This window comes from Actinokineospora sp. (genome assembly GCF_052390155.1).
Classification (GTDB): domain Bacteria; phylum Actinomycetota; class Actinomycetes; order Mycobacteriales; family Pseudonocardiaceae; genus Actinokineospora.
In genome coordinates, this window is record NZ_JBQTHF010000031.1 from 52,154 (window position 1) to 71,216 (window position 19,063).

At 70.4% G+C, this 19,063-nt stretch carries 17 protein-coding genes; 5 read left to right on the plus strand and 12 right to left on the minus strand.

The window, feature by feature from the left end; all coding sequences use genetic code 11:
- Positions 1-87: 87 nt before the first annotated feature.
- Positions 88-3,516: a beta strand repeat-containing protein gene (locus tag ACT4N7_RS13280; protein ID WP_444828999.1), complete on the plus strand. Its 3,429-nt coding sequence runs from the start codon at positions 88-90 to the stop codon at positions 3,514-3,516.
- Between the two features lie 73 nt (positions 3,517-3,589).
- On the opposite strand, the gene ACT4N7_RS13285 is transcribed toward ACT4N7_RS13280, so the two are convergent.
- Entirely contained in the window at positions 3,590-4,378 is a 789-nt protein-coding gene (locus ACT4N7_RS13285; protein WP_444829000.1) for a dioxygenase family protein, read from the minus strand.
- A 188-nt stretch (positions 4,379-4,566) separates the two neighbouring features.
- On the opposite strand from ACT4N7_RS13285, the gene ACT4N7_RS13290 reads away from it, so the two are divergent.
- On the plus strand, positions 4,567-4,932 hold the full coding sequence (locus ACT4N7_RS13290) for a nuclear transport factor 2 family protein (protein ID WP_444829001.1): 366 nt from the start codon (positions 4,567-4,569) through the stop codon (positions 4,930-4,932).
- Between the two features lie 339 nt (positions 4,933-5,271).
- Here the strand turns inward: ACT4N7_RS13290 and ACT4N7_RS13295 are convergent, their stop codons facing one another.
- A complete protein-coding gene (locus tag ACT4N7_RS13295) occupies positions 5,272-5,916 on the minus strand; it encodes a TetR/AcrR family transcriptional regulator (protein WP_444829002.1) in 645 nt (214 codons plus the stop codon).
- Positions 5,917-5,964: 48 nt separating this feature from the next.
- On the opposite strand from ACT4N7_RS13295, the gene ACT4N7_RS13300 reads away from it, so the two are divergent.
- Entirely contained in the window at positions 5,965-7,116 is a 1,152-nt protein-coding gene (locus ACT4N7_RS13300) for an FAD-dependent monooxygenase (RefSeq protein WP_444829003.1), read from the plus strand.
- Positions 7,117-7,256: 140 nt separating this feature from the next.
- Here ACT4N7_RS13300 and dnaB read toward each other — a convergent pair whose 3' ends face one another.
- The 7 genes from dnaB to ACT4N7_RS13335 all read right to left on the minus strand — a co-directional run bounded on the left by dnaB (position 7,257) and on the right by ACT4N7_RS13335 (position 13,439).
- Positions 7,257-9,518 (minus strand): replicative DNA helicase, encoded by a 2,262-nt coding sequence (gene dnaB / locus ACT4N7_RS13305; protein ID WP_444829004.1) that lies wholly within the window; start codon positions 9,516-9,518, stop codon positions 7,257-7,259.
- Positions 9,519-9,881: 363 nt separating this feature from the next.
- Positions 9,882-10,337, minus strand: a complete 456-nt coding sequence (gene rplI / locus ACT4N7_RS13310; protein WP_444829005.1) for a 50S ribosomal protein L9 — start codon at positions 10,335-10,337, stop codon at positions 9,882-9,884.
- A 17-nt stretch (positions 10,338-10,354) separates the two neighbouring features.
- A complete protein-coding gene (gene rpsR, locus ACT4N7_RS13315; protein WP_054053205.1) occupies positions 10,355-10,603 on the minus strand; it encodes a 30S ribosomal protein S18 in 249 nt (82 codons plus the stop codon).
- Positions 10,604-10,662: 59 nt separating this feature from the next.
- Positions 10,663-11,166: a single-stranded DNA-binding protein gene (locus ACT4N7_RS13320; RefSeq protein ID WP_444829006.1), complete on the minus strand. Its 504-nt coding sequence runs from the start codon at positions 11,164-11,166 to the stop codon at positions 10,663-10,665.
- A gap of 16 nt (positions 11,167-11,182) precedes the next feature.
- The gene (gene rpsF / locus ACT4N7_RS13325; protein WP_444829043.1) at positions 11,183-11,473 is read right to left on the minus strand and encodes a 30S ribosomal protein S6; all 291 of its coding nucleotides are present in this window, start codon (positions 11,471-11,473) and stop codon (positions 11,183-11,185) included.
- A gap of 85 nt (positions 11,474-11,558) precedes the next feature.
- Entirely contained in the window at positions 11,559-12,416 is an 858-nt protein-coding gene (locus ACT4N7_RS13330) for a hypothetical protein (RefSeq protein WP_444829007.1), read from the minus strand.
- A gap of 63 nt (positions 12,417-12,479) precedes the next feature.
- Positions 12,480-13,439: a hypothetical protein gene (locus ACT4N7_RS13335; RefSeq protein ID WP_444829008.1), complete on the minus strand. Its 960-nt coding sequence runs from the start codon at positions 13,437-13,439 to the stop codon at positions 12,480-12,482.
- Positions 13,440-13,682: 243 nt separating this feature from the next.
- Between ACT4N7_RS13335 and ACT4N7_RS13340 the strand changes: the two genes are divergently transcribed.
- Positions 13,683-14,453 carry a deoxyribonuclease IV gene (locus ACT4N7_RS13340; RefSeq protein WP_444829009.1) on the plus strand — a complete coding sequence of 257 codons (771 nt, stop codon included), beginning with the start codon at positions 13,683-13,685 and terminating at the stop codon, positions 14,451-14,453.
- The gene (locus tag ACT4N7_RS13345) at positions 14,450-15,898 is read left to right on the plus strand and encodes a glycosyltransferase family 87 protein (RefSeq protein ID WP_444829010.1); all 1,449 of its coding nucleotides are present in this window, start codon (positions 14,450-14,452) and stop codon (positions 15,896-15,898) included. The genes ACT4N7_RS13340 and ACT4N7_RS13345 overlap by 4 nt, the downstream gene beginning before the upstream one ends.
- A gap of 23 nt (positions 15,899-15,921) precedes the next feature.
- On the opposite strand, the gene ACT4N7_RS13350 is transcribed toward ACT4N7_RS13345, so the two are convergent.
- From ACT4N7_RS13350 to ACT4N7_RS13360, 3 genes are all read right to left on the minus strand, one after another.
- Positions 15,922-16,425 carry a GNAT family N-acetyltransferase gene (locus ACT4N7_RS13350; RefSeq protein ID WP_444829011.1) on the minus strand — a complete coding sequence of 168 codons (504 nt, stop codon included), beginning with the start codon at positions 16,423-16,425 and terminating at the stop codon, positions 15,922-15,924.
- 11 nt (positions 16,426-16,436) lie between these two features.
- Complete coding sequence (gene rarD, locus ACT4N7_RS13355; RefSeq protein WP_444829012.1) at positions 16,437-17,354, minus strand: EamA family transporter RarD; 918 nt, start codon at positions 17,352-17,354, stop codon at positions 16,437-16,439.
- Positions 17,355-17,426: 72 nt separating this feature from the next.
- Entirely contained in the window at positions 17,427-18,968 is a 1,542-nt protein-coding gene (locus ACT4N7_RS13360) for a glycosyltransferase family 87 protein (RefSeq protein ID WP_444829044.1), read from the minus strand.
- Between the last annotated feature and the right edge of the window lie 95 nt (positions 18,969-19,063).

A 19,063-nucleotide genomic window follows, 5' to 3' on the forward strand; every position in this document is an offset into this window, starting at 1 on the left:
CATGGGCGGCCACTGCCCCGACGCGGATCTCCGTGTCCGGTCGCCCGCACCTCCCCCGTAAGGGAAAACCAGAAGGAGAACACCAGAATGCAGACCTGGGCGAAGCGCGGAATCCAGACCGCGCTGGTCACGGGTGGTTTGCTGATGCTCGGTACCGGCATCGCTTCTGCCGATGAGGATGTGAACCCCGACCGGCCCGCCTCGGCGCTGGACGGCTCGATCACCATCCCCATCAAGATCGACAACAATGCGCTGGCCACGCCGTTCGGCGTCAAGGCCCTCCCGGAGATCGACCGCGAGATCAAGATCAACCCGGGTCTGCTGACCCGCTCGGTCCCGCTCGCGGACCGGATCATGCCCTCGCTGCCCGCCACGTCGAAGACGCAGTCCGACGACTGCTGCGGCGACGAGGACGTGCTGCGCGGCAACCAGCTCTTCGGCCACCTGGTCGTCCCGATCGACATCTCCGGCAACGCCATCGCCGCCGGTGGTGACGCGGCCGTGGAGAACGACTCCACGCAGACCGCGGGACACACCCACGACATCACCACCGACGGGGCGCACAGCGGCTTCGCGGGCAACGTCGTCGGGCTCGACTACGCGCTCCCCGTGCAGATCACCGGCAACGCGCTGGCCGCGTTCGGGACCGCCGAGACCTACAACACCGCCACCCAGTCGGCTGTCGCCGACGGCGGCATCGAGACCGATGGCAACCACGGCTCACTCGCGGGCAACATCCTCGCGGGCCACTTCGCCACCCCGGTCCAGCTCAACGGCAACGCGGTCGCGGGCGGCGGCAACGCCACGGCGAACTCGGACACCTCCTCCGACGCCACCGCGGGCGGCGCGCTCATCACCGACGGCGAGCGCGGCTCGCTGGCGGGCAACGCGTTCGGCGTGCCGGTGGCACTGCCGGTGCAGGGCAACGGCAACGCGCTGAGCCTGGTGGGCATCTCCGAGACCACCACGGCCGCCGACGCGTTCGCGCAGGCGGGCGACCTCGGCCCGAACTTCCACTACATCACCACCAACGGTGTCGACGGCGTGCTGTCCGGCAACGTCGGGCAGCCCGGCCTCGCGGGCCCGGTCGGCGTCAACTGCAACGCGGCCACCGGCGGCGGCATCGCCGACGCCCTCTGCGAGACCAGCGGCGACGCCACCGCGGGCGGCGGTAACTTCACCAACGGTGACGGCGGCACGGGGTCCGGCACGATCGGCCACGCGCCGGTCGCGCTGCCCACCCAGGGCTTCGGCAACGCCGCCGCGGCCATCGGCAACGCCACCGCCGACGACACCAACACCACCACGTCGAGCGCGGGCGGCGACTCGTACACCCACGGTGACGACAGCGTGCTCTCCGGCACTGTGCTGGAGCCCTCGGTGGCGAGCCCGATCGACCTCTGCGGCAACTCCGCCGCGGGCGGCGGCCAGTCGGACGTGGTGTGCGACAACACCAACACCACCGACTCCGGCGGCTACGCGGGCGGCACCGGCAACGACAGCATCGGGTCCGGCAACATCGGCACCATCCCGATCGCCATCCCGGTCGAGGGCCTGGGCAACACCGGCGGCGCCATCGGCAACGCGACGACCACCACCACCGAGACCAAGCTGGTCAACTCGGGCGGCGACGGCAACGCCATCGACGACGCGGGCACGCTGGCCGCCAACGTGGTGAACGTGCCGGTCGCAGGCCCGGCGCAGGTGTTCGGCAACACGGCGGGCGCGGTGGCCAACACCAGCGCCGACTCCTCCTCGGACAGCACCATCACCGCGGGCGGCGCCTCCAAGGCCAAGGGCGACGGCGGCTCGCTGGCGGGCAACATCGCGCAGGCCCCGATCGCGTTCCCGGTGCAGTTCTTCGCGAACGGCATCACGGGCGGTGGCCACGGCGAGACCAGTGGCTCCAACATCGTCACCTCGACCGCGGGCGACTTCGCCGAGACCTCCGGCGAAGACGGCAGCGGCACGGGCAACATCGTGTCCGTCCCGATCGCGGGCGCGGCACAGGCGTTCTCGGACTCCGTCGCGGCCGTCGGCCACAACGACGCGAGCGCCGACAGCACCACCACGTCCACCGCGGGCGGCCCGGCCACCACCTCCGGTGCGTTCGGCTCCCTCGCGGGCAACGTGCTCAGCCCGCAGGGTCTGCCGCTCGCGCAGACGTTCGGCGTCGCGGGGTCGGCGGTGGGCGGCCAGAACACCGCCGAGGCCACCAACGACACCGTTGCCACCTCCGGCGGCGACATCGTCACCACCGGTGACGAGGGCTTCCTGTCGGGCAACCTGTTCGATGTCCCGGCCGCTGCGCTGGGTCAGGCGCACGGCGACGCCGTCGCCGTGCTCGCCAGCGAGTCGGTCGGCACGTCCGACAACCTCACCTCGGGCACCGTCGGCGGCACCTCCACCACCAGCGGCGAGGCCAGCGACCTGTCCGGCATCGACGGCACCCTGCCGCTCGGCGTCGACCTCCCGTTCTACGACGTGCCGATCGAGATCCTGGCCGACGCCATCGCCAACGGCACCCACACCAGCGAGGTCGCGGTGGGCGAGGAGTCCCCGCAGCTCCAACTGCCCGCGGTAGGCGGCCTGCAGGCCACCGAACTGCCGCGCGTGTCGGCGCTGCCGACCCTGCCCGGCGGTCCCGAGGAGCAGGCCCGTTCGCTCCCCGTGCGCGGCGGCAACCCGTTCAGCTCGGTGAGCGGCAACCTGTTCGACGGTGGCCTGCTCGACCTGCTCGACTTCGGTTCGGACGACGTCACCGGCGGTCTGCTCGGCGGCACCCTGCCCACCGACGGCCTGTCCGGTGGCCTGCCGACCAACGGTCTCTCCGGCGGTCTGCCCACCGATGGTCTGTCCGGTGGCCTGCCCACCGACGGCCTGACCGACCTGAACGACATCCTGCCGACCGACGGTCTCTCCGGTGGCCTGCCCACCAGCGGCACCCTGCCGACCGATGGCCTGACCGACCTGTCCGACGTCCTGCCGACCGGCGGCACCCTGCCGACCGGTGGTCTCACGGACCTGAACGGCGGCCTGCCGACTGATGGTCTGTCCGGCGGCCTGCCGACCGGTGGCTTCGCCGACCTGACCGAGGTTCTGCCGACCGATGGTCTGTCCGGCGGCACCCTGCCGACCAATGGCCTGACCGAGGTCCTGCCGACCGATGGTCTGTCCGGTGGCCTGCCCACTGGTGGCGTCCTGCCGACCAGCGTCCTGTCGGACCTGCTGTTCGGCGGTCTGAGCTCCTTCCCCGCCCTCCCGGGTGAGTTCCGCACGTTGCCCGCGCCCGCCTCGCGTTCCGCTGCCCCGGTCATGCCCGACCTGGACACCGTGACCGGCGCGTTCTCGGGTGACCTGTTCCAGGTTCCGTCCCTGGACCGGCTGCCGATCCAGACCCCCGCGCTCTCGGGTCTGGACTCGGCGGCTCTGCCGACTGACGTTGCCGGTGGCACCTCCCTCACCGACACGCAGTCGCGGCTGGCCGGCCTGTTCGGCCAGTCTCTGATCGGCTGACCACCGATCCGACCAGAACGGGCCCGGGAGCACACGCTCCCGGGCCCGTTCGTCATGTGTTCGGCACTGCGGGTCAGTCGAACTGCCAGGAGCGTTTGGCGAGGCCGTACCAGAAGCCGTCGATCACGGTTCGCGGTCCGCGCAAGGTGTCCAGGCCTGCGCCGAGCGAGACGAACAATGGCGCGAAGTGCTCGGTGCGCGGGTGCGCGAGCGCGCTCGCGGGCGCCTTGCGCTCGAAGTCGATCAGTGCGTCGAGGTCGAGCGCGGTGATCGCCTGATTGCCCCAGTCGTCGAACTCGGCAGACCACTCGGGGGGTTCGTGGTCGTTCTCGCGCCGCAGGTCCAGGCCGCGCAGGTTGTGGGTGAAGAAGCCGCTGCCGATGATCAGCACACCTTCGTCGCGCAGCGGCGCGAGTTTGCGGCCCAACTCCACCAGCGCGGCCGGGTCCAGCGTCGGCATCGAGATCTGCAACACCGGGATGTCGGCCGCCGGGAACATCTCGACCAGCGGCACGTAGGCGCCGTGGTCGAGCCCGCGAGCAGGCTCGTCGGCAACCGGCGTTTCGTGGGCGCGCAGCAGTTTGCGCACCGTGGCTGCCAGTTCCGGCGCGCCGGGCGCGGGGTAGCGCACCTGGTAGTAGCGCTCGGCGAAGCCGCCGAAGTCGTAGGTCAGCGGCACGGTCTCGGTGGCGCCGATGGTCAGCGGAGCCGCCTCCCAGTGCGCGGACACGATGAGGATCGCTGTCGGCCGGACCAGCCCGGACGACCACTCGGCGAGTTGCTTGGTCCACACCGGGTCGTCGGCCAGTGGCGGAGCGCCGTGGCTGAGGTAGAGCACTGGCTGCGGCGTTGCCGTCGTCATGATCCTGCCTTTTGTTGAACTATAAACAACATATCACGGCGGGCTCGCGCGTCGACCCCACCGTCGCGTTGACAGAACGCTGATGCCTACCTGACGGGTAATCGACTGGCCGCGCACGGCCTGGCATGGTGAGTGGTGTTGCGGCCGCGACCGTCCTGAAACCTGTGCTGTAGAAGGGGATTCCTGTCATGAGCGACCTCAAGGAACTCGTCGACCGCTACATCGCCGTCTGGAACATCGGCGACGCCGACGACCGTCGCGCCGCGGTCGCCGACCTGTGGACCGAGGGGGGCGTCTACACCGACCCGCTCATGGACGTCGAGGGCCACGACGCCATCAACGGCGGTATCGGCGCGGCGCTCGCCCAGTTCGCGGGCCACGAGATCAAGCTTCTCGGCGACGTCGACGCGCACCACAACATCGTGCGCTTCCACTGGGAGCTCGTCCCGGTCGGCGGCGGCGAGTCCGTTGTGGAGGGATTCGACGTCGCGGTCGCCGACGAGGGCAAGTTCACCGGCGTCTACGGCTTCATCGACAAGATGCCCGCCGCCTGAACTCCCACAACGCCACGCCGTGGGAGCCGGACCACCGGTTCCCACGGCGCAGAGCACGTGGTTCACCGCCAGACCCATCCTTGGCCTTGGCTCCGGTGACATTTCTTCATCGGGTTCCTGAACCACCCGCCCCAGGCGGCGGAACCTGGTGCAGCCAAGATTGCCACTGAAGTTCGGGGGGCGGAATGTATGAAACGACGGAGCGCTCAGCCAGTTGGAGCTGTCCGTCAAGCTAGGCCCTGCCGCGCACCGGCACCCGCCCCGGGCGAAGGCCCCCGCCCGGTGCGCCCCGCGGTTCCAACCAGGATTCCGTAGCCGCGAGACAGCGCGGTCGGTTCGTCAGCGCCAGGGACGTAGTGCGATATCGGTGGCGTGGTGGAGTTGGTGGCGTAGCTGGTCGGGATCGTCGGAGACGGATGGGTTGTCGAGTAGCACTTGGAGTGCGCCGTCGACGGCACCGACGAATGCGCCCACGAGGGCAGCGGCGGTCACCTCGTCGAGTTCCTCGGGAAATGCCTGCTGGAGATGCTTGGCGATGTCGCGTTGGGCGTCGAACTGGATCTGCAGAGCGCGCCCGCCGACTGCGGGGACGGTACGGATCAACCGCAGCCGCAGCGCGGTGAGCCGGTTGACCATGTCGTCGGGCTGCCCCTCGGGACCGGCGACGTCGCGCAGCGCCCGCAGCAGCACGTCTACGGGCCGGTCACCGGGTTCAAGGTCGGCGATCGCCGCCAGGGCCGCGTCCACCCGCCCGTCGGTGTCGGGGAAGAGCAGCTCCTCCTTGCCAGCGAAGTAGCCGAAGAACGTCCGGGTGCCGATATCGGCGGCTGCGGCGATATCGGCGATGGTCGTGCCGTGGTACCCGTTGCGCTCGAACAGTTCGACGGCCGCGTCAACGAGCGTCGTGCGGGTGCGGTCCCGTTTGCGGTCGCGCAGAGTGCGCGGCACCCCGGTCGGAGACGACATGCGGTCAGCATAGCGCAATGAGTGCCATCTCGCACTCATTGCAAGTTCGCACTGAGTGCGGCTAGGATGGCGGGTATGCGTCGCCCTACAGTGCTGATTTGCGGAGCCGGTATCGCCGGCCCGACCCTGGCGTACTGGCTGGCGCGACATGGGTTCCACCCGACGGTCGTCGAACGCGCCCAGGGGCTGCGCTCCAGCGGCAACCCCGTCGACGTGCGCGGCGCCGCCGCTCAGGTGGCCAGCCGGATGGGCATCCTGCCGCGCCTGCGCGACGCCGCCACCCACGCGACCGGCTTCGCCTTTGTCACGGCCTCTGGACGCAGGATCGGTCCGCTACGGCTGGGCCGGCCACGCGGCGACGAGGTCGAGGTGCCCAGGGACGATCTCGCGGCGATCCTCAGTGACGCTGCCCGCGACAACGCCGAGTTCCTGTTCGGCGACTCGATCACCGCGCTGCGCCAGGACACCGGCGGAGTCGACGTCACCTTCCAGCGCGCAGCCCCACGCCGGTTCGACCTGGTCGTCGGCGCTGACGGGCTGCACTCGACCGTGCGCACCCTGGTGTTCGGCCCCGAGACGGGATTCGTCCACCACCTCGGCCTCTACATCGCCACACTCCCGCTCGGTCGCCCCGCGGCCGACCCGACCACCATCCTGATGTACAACGCGCCGGGTCGTTCGCTGACCGTGCACCCCGGCCGGGGCAATGCTGGGGCCGCCTTCATCTTCCGCGGCCCGAGCCTGCCCGAGCTCGACCACCGTGACGTCGAGGCCCACAAGCGGATCATTCTCGACGCCTATGCCGGCGACCGCTGGCAACCGCCCGTGCTCCCCGAGTTACTCGACCGCCTACGCGCCGCCGACGACCTGTACTTCGACTCGATCAGCCAGGTCCAGGTGCCGGCCTGGTCACGCGGCCGGGTGACACTGCTCGGCGACGCCGCCTCCTGTGTGTCCCTGTTCGGAGACGGATCCAGCCTGGCCATGATCGGCGCCACCACCCTCGCCGAGACACTGGCCGCCACCCCCCATGATCACGCTGCTGCCTTCCACACCTACGAAACCCGCCACCGCAAGGCGAGCAACCCACGCCAGCGCGGCCATGTCCTCGCCGCCGCACTGCTTGTGCCCGCGACACACACCGGCCTCACCGCCCGCAACCTCACCACCCGCTTGCTCCCACGCGTGCCGGCCCCAGCACCCCGCCCTGCGCGCTAATGACAGGACGTTTAACGCCCAGCATCTTGCGCAGGAATGTTCACAGGTCAGAGTCAATAGCGGCATGCCCATGTGACGTCGGCGCAAGCCCACGGCGACCCGCCGCCGGTCGTAGCAATGAATCTCATCGCAATGATCGGTCAGTTCTGGGCCAGGTCGGCGAAGCGGCTGTAGTGCAGCTGGTGGGCTACGACCACGGTCGTTGTGGGGCCCGCGCGGTGCTTGGCCAGGATCAGGTCGGCCTCACCGGCTCGCGGGTCGTCGCGCTCCCAGGCGTCCGGGCGGTTGATCAGCAGAACGATGTCCGCGTCCTGTTCCAGCGATCCAGACTCACGCAGGTCGGAGAGCATGGGGCGCTTGTCGGTGCGTTGTTCGGGGCCGCGGTTGAGCTGGCTGATCGCGACCACCGGCACCTCGATCTCCTTGGCCAGCAGCTTGAGCTGGCGGGAGAACTCCGAGACCTCCTGTTGCCGCGATTCGACGCGCTTGCCCGAGGTCATGAGCTGGAGGTAGTCGACGATCACGAGCTTGAGGTCGTGCCGCTGCTTGAGCCTGCGCGCCTTCGCCCGGATCTCCATCATCGTCATGTTGGGCGAGTCGTCGATGAACATCGGGGCTTCGCTGATCTCGCTCATCCGGCGGGCGAGGCGGGTCCAGTCGTCGTCGCTCATCCGGCCGCCGCGCATGTCGCCGAGGCGGATGCGGGCCTCGGCGGACAGCATGCGCATGACGATCTCGGTCTTGCTCATCTCCAGCGAGAACAGGACGCTCGCCATGCCGTGCTTGATCGAGCACGACCGCGCGAAGTCCAGCCCCAGTGTCGAATTGTGCGTGGGCACCATGGACCGGCTCGCCAGGTACAGGTGATCCGCGTTGTCCACCTGCACGCACCGCACCGGCACGCTCGCGACCGGGCGCACGGCGACGATCCGCCGATGCGCGGGCGCGGCCGTGCCCGCCATCCGGTCCTTGTGCGCCAGGTGTTTGCGCTCCAGCCGGAAGATCCGGTCCTCGGCGGTGAACCGGAGCGTGTGCGGCCGGGACCTGTCGCACCGGTAGCCCAGTCCCACGATCAGCTCGCGCACGTCGGCCACCAACCGGCCGTCGGCGCTGCTGAACCCGATCGCGCCGCTCGCGGTGACCACGCCCGCGGCGTCCAGGATTCCGGCGAGCAGCGCGCGCCGCTGTGTCTCGGCGGCGCGGAGGTAGGCGGGCGGGAGGCAGGCGAAGTCGGACGACCCGCCCTCGGCCTCGACGTGCGCCAGGATCTCCGGGTCGGCCGTGGGGCCGCCCAGCCACACGCCCAGGGCGTACGGCGACGGGAGGTCGGCGTCCGGCAGCACCAGGGGGCGCGTGTTCGCCACCGAATGCGCGGCGTGCCGGTCTGCCGCCAGTTCCGCCGTGGTGCGGATCGCGCCGGTTTCGGTGCGCCACTGGTGGTGCGCGTCGGCGGTGATCACGGTGCCGTCGGCGAACTCGACCGCGAAGCACGGCCGACCGCGCAGGACTTCGGTCGCCGCTGTCACCGATGTCGGCAGGCCGTTGGCGTCGAGCAGGGCGTCGCCGACGCGGACCGCGCCCATCGTCGTCCAGCCGGTCGGGGTGGGCAGCGGGGTGTCCAGGGCCAGCGCCTTGCCGACACCCGGCCGGGCCGCGACGATGATCATCTGGCCGGGGTGCAGGCCGTTGGTGACCTCGTCCAGGTCGGCGAAGCCGGTCGGGATGCCGAGGGAGTTGCCGCCGCGCGAGGCGATGGCGTCGATCTCGTCCATGGTGGGCTGCAGCAGCTCCTCCAGGGCGACGTAGTCCTCGCTCATGCTGCGCTCGGTGACCTCGTAGATCGCTGACTGGGCGCGGTCGACCACCTCGGTGACGTCCGCGCCCTCGGCGCCCTGGTAGCCGAGCTGCACGATGCGGGTGCCCGCCTCCACCAGCCTGCGCAGGATCGCCTTCTCGGCCACGATCTCGGCGTAGTACCCGGCGTTCGCGGCCGTCGGCACGCTGGCGATCAGGGTGTGCAGGTAGGGCGCGCCGCCGACCCGGCGCAGCTCGCCGCGGCGTTCGAGCTCGGCGGAGACCATGATCGGGTCGGCGGGCTCGCCGCGGCCGTAGAGGTCCAGCACGCAGTCGTAGATCATCTGGTGCGCGGGCCGGTAGAAGTCGCCCGGGCGTAGTGCCTCGATGACGTCGGCGATCGCGTCCTTGGAGAGCATCATGCCGCCGAGCACGCTCTGCTCGGCAGCCAGATCCTGCGGCGGCTGCCGGTCGAGACCGTGGTCGGGGTCGCTCGGCATCGGCGGCATCGAACGGTCGTCGGTGAGCGCCACGCGCGGCCCCTCCCTCGTACATCTGTTCGGTTGAACAGTACGTCCCCCGGCCGACAATTTCGGCTGAATCAGCATCCCTGGTGCGTGTCGTCCGGGCGACGTTAGAACCCCCGAACGGCCGCTTGCAAACGACCCTGGGGACGCTTCTGTGGACAACTTGGGGATGGTCTGCCACAACTGAGCACAGGTCCACCGGTACCTGTGTACAACTTGGGGACAACTAGTCGAGTTACTGGTGAATCCGCAGGTCAGAGGCTGTGCACAAGGTGTGGAGAAAACTCACGAACTCCGCCCGGCGTGTCGCGCCCGACACCCGCTTCGGCGTGTCGGCGCGACCGTTCACTCGGCGGGGTGACGCCGGCCTGTGGACAACTCCGAAGAGCGCGAAACCGCCCCTCCCAGACCGTTCGGGAGGGGCGGTTCCGAGTCTGACGGGCCTCAGCCCGCGGGGGTCACGTTCACGGTGAACGCGGCCGAGACGTCCGGGTGCAGCCGGACGTTCACCGGGTGCTTGCCGACCGTCTTGATGTGGCCGGACACCTCGATGGCGCGCTTGTCGAGCACCGGACCGCCCGCCGACTTGACGGCGGAGACGATGTCGGCGGTGGTGATGGAGCCGAACAGCTTGCCCGAGCCCGAGGCGGCCTTGGCGGTCAGTGGCACGGTGCCCAGCGCGGTGAGCGCGGCCCGAACCTCCTTGGCGTGGTCGAGGTCGCGGATCCGGCTGGCCTCCTGGGCCCGGCGGATGACCTGGACCTGCTTCTCGGCGCCCTTGGTCGCCAGGATCGCGAACCCGCGGGGCAGCAGGTAGTTGCGGCCGTAGCCGTCCTTGACCTCGACGGCGTCGCCGGGGCTGCCCAGACCGCTCACATCGGTGGTGAGGATGAGCTTCATGACTCGTCTCCTCCTTGTCAGCGAGCGGTCGAGGTGTAGGGAAGCAGGGCGACCTCGCGGGCGTTCTTGACCGCGATGGCCACGTCGCGCTGGTGCTGACTGCAGTTGCCGGTGACCCGGCGGGCCCGGATCTTGCCGCGGTCGGAGATGTACTTCCGCAGCAGGGTGGTGTCCTTGTAGTCGATGTTCACCGGACGGTCCTTCTTCACGTCCTTGCAGAACACGCAGACCTTCTTCTTCGGCTTGCGAATCGGTGGCTTGGCCACGGTGGTACTCCTGAGTGCGATCTAGTGAAAGTCTGGATACGGGGTGCGGTGCGCGGTGCCTAGAACGGTGGCTCGTCGTTGAAGCCGCCGCCACCGCCGCCACTGGCGGGCGGTGCGGAGCCCCACGGGTCGTCGGCGGGCGGCGCGGACGGGCCCGACCCGCCGCCGAAACCGCCTCCGCCGCCACCACCGGTGCCGCGGCTGACCTTGTTGACCTTGGCGGTCGCGTAGCGCAGGGACGGGCCGACCTCGTCGACCTCAAGCTCCATGACGGTGCGCTTCTCGCCCTCTCGGGTCTCGAAGGACCGCTGCTTGAGCCGCCCGCTCACGATCACGCGGGCGCCCCTGGTGAGCGATTCGGCCACGTTCTCCGCGGCCTGGCGCCAGATGTTGCACCGCAAGAACAGCGCCTCGCCGTCCTTCCACTCGCCCGACTGCTTGTCGAACGTGCGGGGGGTGGACGCGACCGTGAAGCTGGCCACGGCGGCACCCGACGGGGTGAAGCGCAGTTCTGGATCGGCGGTCAGGTTCCCGACCACCGTGATTATCGTGTCGCCAGCCATCGTTGCCTCCCGGCCCTCAGGCCGTCTCGCGCCGCATGACCTTGGTGCGCAGCACAGATTCCTGCAGCGAAAGCTGACGGTCCAGCTCCTTCACCGCGTCCGGCTCGGCGTTCACGTCGAGCACCGCGTAGATGCCCTCGCTGTGCTTCTTGATCTCGAACGAGAGCCGGCGCTTGCCCCAGATGTCGACCTTCTCGACGTTCCCGCCCGAAGTGCGGATCACGTTGAGGAACGTGTCGAGCGACGGAGCGACGGTGCGCTCGTCGAGCGTGGGGTCGAGGATGACCATTACCTCGTAATGACGCATGAAGACCACTCACCTCCTGTGGACTCGGCGGCCACGGACTTTCCGTGGCAGGAGGGTCTGCGGGCGCAGCGTAACAGTCGCGCTGTCAGGCTTCGCGCAGCACCCAGGTGCGCACCAGTGCACCAGTGACCACCGACAGTGCGAGTACGGCCAGCATGATCGGCAGCGCGACCTGCGCGGACCCGTTCGCCGGGAGCGCCTGGGCGCCGCCTGCCGCGCGGACGTCCGCGCCGTCGGCGCCGAGGATGCCGAACTCCGGTGCGTAGCCCGGCACGCTGCCGTAGCGCGCGTCCGGCGAGGGCACGAACAGGCCCGCCCTGGCGAACGGGATGGAGCCGTAGTCGCGCGGCGCGCGGGTGCCCGCGAGCGCCGCGCCGTCGTAGAGGGCGAGTTGGTCGGGCGAGGTGTAGCCGCCGACCGGCTGGGCGTTGGGCGAGATCGCCGGGTTGCCGCCCGCTCCCGGGTTCGGCGCGGGGGCGGGTTTGCCGGTGCCGGGCTTGCTCGGGTTGATCGCGCGCAGGGTCATGCCGCAGTCCGCGGCGACCAGCTCGTGCACGCGGGCCGCGACGGCGTCCGCGGCGGGCGCGATCTCCGGCAGCGGCCGGACGGCCGCGGCGACGGCGTCGGCTATCTGCGTGCCGGTGACCTCGACCGTGCCGTCCGGCACCTCGCCGACCGGGATGGGCAGGCCGAGCGGGAAGGCCACGCCGAGCGCGGTGGCCCGCAGCAACCCCAGGCCGGGCGTCTCCCGCACGGCCTTGGTCACCAGCCCGACGACCGCGATACGCGCCAGGACGACCGGCTGCCCGCGCAGGGCGCGGACGTCTTGGCCGCAGTCGACCGCCAGGTACGGCAATGGTGCCGCGGACACCGGAGTCGGACCGAGAGCCGCGACGGCACCCGCCGCCAGGACCGCCAGAGCGGTACACAGCAGACGCCGCACGCTGGACACCCTTCGTCGACCCGTTATCGCACTATCGGGTGAACGATAGACCCCGGGTCCAGGTCACGCGGTCGTGCGTCGCAACACCCAGGTGCGCACCAGGGCCGCCGTCACGCCGGACAGCGCGAGCACGGCGAGCAGCACCGACACCGCGATCTGGTTGCCGCCGACCGGGCCGAGCGCGTCGACCCGACCGGCCGACTGGACGCCGTCGGTGCTGGTGTCGAGGCCGAGGATGCCGAACTGCGGGGTGTAGCCGGGGACCGCGCCGCCGTAGCGGACACCGGGCGACGGCGAGAAGAAGCCCGCCTTGGCGAAGGGCAGGGCCGAGTAGAAGTCGGACATCGGCGACCGGCCGAAGTTGAACGACGAGTCGTAGAGCGGCAGACCGCTCGGGGGCACGCCGCCGATCACGTTCTGGTTGGTCTCGGGCAGCGGTGGTGTCTGCACGGCTCCGCCGCCGCTGCCCGGGCTGCCCGCGCCGCCGCCGGGGCCCGTACCCGGTTGGCCGGGGGCGCCGGGGTTGTTCGGCACTGCGCCGGGGATCGGCAGCGCGGCGGAGCCCTGCTCCACTACGTCCGCGACGGCGCCCGCGCCCTCCTGGATCGGCGCGGCGACGGTGTTCACCACGGTGACGACAATCCCGCAGCCGCTGGTCAGCGCGCCCTGCACGCCGGAGATGACGCCGCCGAGCACCGGGCCGATCAGCGGGATGCCCGCGAGTGCGCTTCGGATCCTGGGCAGCGCCGCTGCCGAGATGGTGCCGCCGGAGATGGTCGTGTCGGCCTCGGGGATCACGCCCAGCGGGATGTTGCCCATGGTGGAGAGCGCGTTGCCGACGCCGCCCGCGAGGGTGGGGCCGAGCAGCGGCACCGCGCGCACGATGCGCAGTACCGGGTCGAGGACGGCGGTCGGGCTCAGCGACAACGGCGTGCCCGATTCGCCCTGGATGCTCGCCGCGCAGCTCCCGACGACGATCGGCGGGGCGGCGTTGGCCGTGCCCGAGCCTGCGATCAGAGCCACCGAGGCCACGCTGAAGGCAAGCGCAAGGCCGGCCGCGGAGGTCTTGATGCGCCGTCGCATAGTGGATCCCCTCGGGTACCGGCCGGTAGCGTCACTTGTTAGAACGACGATAACCCGTTCTTGTGACGCCCACCCAGTGTCTGTTCCCTTGAAGGCACCCGGATGGCACGAATGGGCCACCCCGCCGGGCGAGACAGCACCGCCGAAGCTGTGCTGTCGGCGCGGCGACTACGCTCGCGGACCATGAGCATCGGCGCCCATGTCCGCGACGACGACCCGCTCGCCGCGGCCCGCGAGCGCGGTGCGGACGTCGTGCAGTTCTTCCTTGCCGACCCGCAGAGCTTCAAGGCGCCGACACCGCACCCGCAGGCCGACGAGCTGCGCGAGTCCGACCTGACCGTGTTCGTGCACTCGCCCTACCGGGTAAACCTGGCCTCGACCAACAACCGGATCCGCATCCCGTCGCGCAAGCTGGTCAACCAGCACGCGACCGCCGCGGCGACGGTCGGCGCGCTCGGCCTTGTCGTGCACGGCGGCCACCTCAACGAGGGCGAGGACCCCGAGCAGGGCCTGGCCAACTGGCGCAAGTTCTTCGAGCGCCAGCACGCCGATGGCGGTTTCGCGGTGCCGATCCTGATCGAGAACACCGCGGGCGGCGACAACGCCATGGCCCGCCGGTTCGACATGCTCGCCCGGCTCTGGGACCAGGTCGCCGAGTTCGGCGCGGGGTTCTGCCTCGACACCTGCCACGCGTTCGCCGCGGGCGAGGACCTGGTCGGGATCGTCGATCGGGTGATGGCCATCACCGGCCGGATCGACCTCGTGCACCTCAACAGCTCGCGCGACGAGTTCGGCTCCGCGCGCGACCGGCACGACAACATCGCCACTGGCACGATCGATGCGGATCAACTTGTCGCGGTCGTCGCGGCGGCGGGCGCGCCCGTGGTCGTGGAAACCCCGAGCGAGGGCCAGGCGGAGGACATCGCGTTCCTGCGTGAGGCGCTCGGGCGGTGAGCACCGTGCCCGCACATGTCACGGCGTCAGGGAAGGCGGACAACGGGGTGTCCGAGGCTCCGCAACGCACTCGGCTGGCCGTCGCCGTCGCCGTCGGCCTGGGCCGCTCGGCGCTGGCGCTGATGGTGCTGCTGTGCGGGATCACGCTGCTGCTCGGGTTCGCCAACAAGAACCGGTGCGCAGGCCCCGAGTTCGACACGTGGGGGCGCAGCGGGCCCGACTTCGCCGAGCGCAAGTACGCCGAGGTCTGCTACTCCGACATCCAGTTCCTCTGGATCGGCCGCGACATCGACCGGCACGTCTTCCCGTATGTCGACGGCAAGATCGACGAGAACGGCGAGCTGAGCGGCGGCACCGTCGAGTACCCGGTGCTCACCGGCCTGATGATCTGGGCGGGCGCGCTGCTGGTCGACACCGACGCCGGGTTCCTGCTCGCGTCCGCGCTGCTGATGGCGCCCTTCGGGCTGGCGACGGCGTGGCTGCTGGGCAGGCTGTCGCGCTGGCGGGCGCTCATCTGGGCACTGTCCCCGCCGCTGGTGCTCTACGCGTTCCACAACTGGGAACTGCCGGTCGTGGCGTGCGCGGTGGCCGCGGTGTACGTGGTGCACCGCGGCTGGGGCGCGCGCGGGATCGACCGGCCGCTGCGGCAGCGGGCCTCGATGGCCGCGGTGCTGCTCGGCCTCGGGTTCGCGTTCAAGATCTACCCGGCGATCTTCGTGCTGCCGCTGATGCTCTACGTGCTGACCGGCGGTCGCGGCGGCAAGGAGCTGGCGGCGGGCAAAGCGCGCGATGTCGCCGGGATGATCCGGGTGGCGGTGGTGTCGATCGGCACCGCGATCGCGGTCAACGTGCCGTTCGCCGTCGCCGGGTTCGACGGGTGGCTCGCGTCGTTCGTCTTCCAGGGGCAGCGCAAGGCCGACATCACCGCCAACTCGATCTGGTTCTGGGGGTTCCGGCCCGATTCCGACCCGCAGAACGAGGCCGTGCACCAGCTCATCGACATCGCCTCGCCGGTGCTGGTGTTCAGCGCGTTCGCGGCGGCCTGCGTGGTCGGCTGGGTCCGGTTCCAGCGCGAGGGCACCTACCCGTGGGTGGCCGTGTCGGCGGCGATGCTGTGCGGATTCCTGTTGCTGCACAAGGTCCACTCGCCGCAGTACACGCTGTGGCTGGTGCCGATGTTCGTGCTGATGAAGATCCGCTGGGGCTGGGTGGCGAGCTACTTCGTCGCCGACCTCGCCATGGGTGTCGGCATCTTCCTGTGGTTCGCGCAGATCGCGGCGAAGCAGCCATCGGGCATCTACGAGGGCTTCGCCGCGCAGGCGGTGATGATCGGCGTGTGGGGCCGGGCCGCGCTGCTGGCCGGGCTGTTCGTCGCGTTCCTCGGCGCGAGATCCACTGTGGACGACGTGGACGCCGAGACCGAGGCCGTACTGTCCCGGGCGTGACCGCGGGTATTTCGGGCAAGCCGCTAGACGAGTTCGTCGCGCAGCAGGTCCATCAGCAGGCCGTCGTGCCAGGTGTCGTCGGGGCCGCGTTCGTACTGGCGCATGACGCCGACCGGACGGAAGCCGACCGCCGAGTAGGCCTGGATGGCCTTGACGTTGTCCGCCGCCGGGTCGATCACGATGCGGTGGTGGCCGCGGGTGAACAGGTGTCTGGCCAGCGTGCGCACCGTGTCCGCGCCCAGGCCGCGGCCGTGCCAGTCGGGGTGCAGGGCGAGGTCGATGCCCGCGTGCCGGTACTCCGGGTGGTCCTCCTCGTCGGTCTGCACCAGTCCGATCACCGTGCCGTCGACCTCGACGGCGTACACCATGACGTCCGGCAGCCGGTTCGTCAGCTCGGCCAGCACCCGCGCCCGGTCGTAGCCCCGCCACCACTCGACCACGCCGGGCGCGGTGACGATGACGAGGAAGCGGTCGGTGTCGCGATTGGTCGCGAGGCGCAGGCGGACGGTGTCGCCGATCAAGTCCATGACCGAGGTGTCTACACCAGTTCCGGCTGCCGGTCTGCAGGCTTTGCCGCGATGGCCGCGCGGCGGCGGAAGACCAGCGACTCCACCGTGATGAGCACCAGCGCCGTCCACACCAGACCGAACCCTACCCAGCGCGCGGTGGTCATCTGCTCGTGGAAGACCAGCAGGCCGATCGCGAACTGGATGATCGGCACGAAGTACTGCAACAGCCCGAGCATGGTCATCGGCACCCGGGTGGCCGCCGCGCCGAACAGCAGCAGCGGCACGGCGGTGATCAGCCCGGTGCCCACCAGCAGCACCATGTTGAGCCACCCGGCGTGGCCGAACGTCCCGCCCCCGCTCACGTGCGTGACGAGGAGAAACACCATGGCGATCGGTGCCAGCAGGATGGTCTCCAGCGCCAGGCCCTCCGATGAGCCGACGTCGGCCTTCTTCTTCATCAGCCCGTAGGTGCCGAACGAGAACGCCAGGGTGAGCGCGATCCACGGCAGCCTGCCGTAGTCGTAGGTCAGCTCCACCACGGCGGCGAACGCGATCGCGAGGCCGAGCCACTGCACGGGCCGCAGCCGCTCGCCGAGCAGCACCACCCCGAGCAGGATGGTGACCAGCGGGTTGATGAAGTACCCGAGCGAGGTCTCCACGACCTGGCCGCTGTTGACGCCGTAGATGTACATGCCCCAGTTCATGCCGATCGTGACCGCGCCCACGGCGATGTAGCCGAGCTTGCGCCGGTCGGCGAGCACCGCGCGCAGGTGTGACCAGCGGCGGGCCACCGCGATCAGCGCGATCACCGCGACCAGCGACCAGACGATGCGGTGGGCGAGGATCTCGACGGGGCCCGCCGGGCGCAGCAGCGGCCAGTAGAGCGGGAAGAAGCCCCAGATGAGGTAGGCGGTGAAGCCGAGCCAGAAGCCATGCCGTTGGCGCACGCTTCCTCCGATCATCCCACCACTAGTGCGGTCAGTCTGTCACCTCGTGCAGCGTTCAACCAACCTGTTTCGCTAACCCGCCCGCGCGGGCTCCCGATCCGGGGCCGCGGCGGGCTCGCCGGGCCGCAGCACGAACACATCGGGCGCGCCGTCGAGGACACCGCCCGCCGGGTCGTCCTCGCCGCCCTGGCGGATCACGTCGCGCTCGGGGCGGTAGATCTCGTAGATGATCAGCACGCACAGCCCGATGACGGCCAGGTCGCGGGCCACGACGAAACCGAGGAACCAGTCCTCCGGCAGACCCTTGTTGGACTCGCCGAGGTAGTACATCATCCGCGGCGCCCACACCAGGGCGTCGATCGTCATCCAGGCCAGCAGCAGTTTCCACCGCGGCAGCGCCAGCACGGCCAGCGGCACCAGCCACAGCGAGTACTGCGGACTCCACACCTTGTTGGTCAGCAGGAACGCCGCCACCACCAGGAAGCCGAGCTGCGCCACCCGCGGCCGCATCGGCGCGTGCCAGGCGACGAACGCGACCCCGGCGCAGCACAGCAGGAACAGCACGGCGGTGACCAGGTTCAGCCAGAACGGCGACTCGCCGAAGGGCAGCGGACCGTCGAACCCGGTCCACCCGGTCCAGTGCATGATCACGTTGTAGATCGAGTCCGGGTCGGCGCCGCGCTCGGAGTTGCGCCGGAAGAACTCGAACCAGCCGGGCCGCAGCGCCTCGGGCAGGAAGATCGGCGCGTTGACCGCCGCCCAGGTGACCACCGCCGCGCCCGCGGCCTTCCACCACTCCTGGACCTTGCCGGACCGCACGCACAGCACCAGCAGCGGGCCGAGCAGGAACAGCGGGTACAGCTTCGCCGCGCCGCCCAGGCCGAGCAGTATCCCGGCGAGCACCGGCCGCTTGCGGGCCCACGCGAGCAGCCCGCCCGCCGCGCACGCCGTGGCGAGGGTGTCGAAGTTGGTGAACGCGTGCACCAGGACCAGCGGGGACAGCGCGATGAACGCCGCGTCCCACGGTCTGCGCCGCGCGGTCCTGGCCACCGCCCAGATCGTGACCAGCCAGGCCAGCGCCAGCCAGAAGGCGCTGATGTCGAAGTAGACGACCACCGGCAGCCCCGTCGGCAGCCACCCGGAGGACGCCAGCGACACCCAGCCCTGCGCCAGCTTCGCGTTGACCCACTGGAACATCCCGGTGATCACCGGGTACTCCATGTACCGCTCGTGCTGGGTGGGCTTGCCCTCGTCGTCGTACCACATGGTCAGGTACGGGAAGCCGCCCCGATCGAGCCGCTCCGCCGAGTACAGCGGCACGATGTCGGAGTAGCACATCGCGACGAACTGGCGGTTCGAGCGCCAGTCGAGCTCCAGCGTGCCGTTGCCCGCGTCGTACTGCTGCGCGCAGGCCGCCTTGCCGAACCAGCTCAGCGTCAGCGCCGCCACCGCGATGAGCAGCGCGACCCGCAGCGGCGTCCAGAACCAGTGTCTGCCGACGACCGCGTGCTTGCCCAGCACCCCGCCGACCGGGCCGCTGGCGTTGCGCGCGAGCGACTCCGACCACGTCGGCCGGACCCGGTCGCCGGGCGCCAGCGACGCGGTGTCGGGCACCCCGCCGGTGCTGGGCGCGCGGGCGCCCGACGGTGACTCGACCTCGTCGGTCCGACCTGGATCGCCTGGCACGCGCGCGATGCTACGGCCTGAGG

What these genes read in the sequence shown, in the direction of transcription:
- ACT4N7_RS13280 (WP_444828999.1), top strand. Translation starts at nt 88, where the DNA reads ATGCAGACCTGGGCGAAGCGCGGAATCCAGACCGCGCTGGTCACGGGT.
- ACT4N7_RS13285 (WP_444829000.1), bottom strand. Translation starts at nt 4,378, where the DNA reads ATGACGACGGCAACGCCGCAGCCAGTGCTCTACCTCAGCCACGGCGCT.
- ACT4N7_RS13290 (WP_444829001.1), top strand. Translation starts at nt 4,567, where the DNA reads ATGAGCGACCTCAAGGAACTCGTCGACCGCTACATCGCCGTCTGGAAC.
- ACT4N7_RS13300 (WP_444829003.1), top strand. Translation starts at nt 5,965, where the DNA reads ATGGCGGGTATGCGTCGCCCTACAGTGCTGATTTGCGGAGCCGGTATC.
- dnaB (WP_444829004.1), bottom strand. Translation starts at nt 9,518, where the DNA reads ATGCTGATTCAGCCGAAATTGTCGGCCGGGGGACGTACTGTTCAACCG.
- rplI (WP_444829005.1), bottom strand. Translation starts at nt 10,337, where the DNA reads ATGAAGCTCATCCTCACCACCGATGTGAGCGGTCTGGGCAGCCCCGGC.
- ACT4N7_RS13320 (WP_444829006.1), bottom strand. Translation starts at nt 11,166, where the DNA reads ATGGCTGGCGACACGATAATCACGGTGGTCGGGAACCTGACCGCCGAT.
- rpsF (WP_444829043.1), bottom strand. Translation starts at nt 11,473, where the DNA reads ATGCGTCATTACGAGGTAATGGTCATCCTCGACCCCACGCTCGACGAG.
- ACT4N7_RS13340 (WP_444829009.1), top strand. Translation starts at nt 13,683, where the DNA reads ATGAGCATCGGCGCCCATGTCCGCGACGACGACCCGCTCGCCGCGGCC.
- ACT4N7_RS13350 (WP_444829011.1), bottom strand. Translation starts at nt 16,425, where the DNA reads ATGGACTTGATCGGCGACACCGTCCGCCTGCGCCTCGCGACCAATCGC.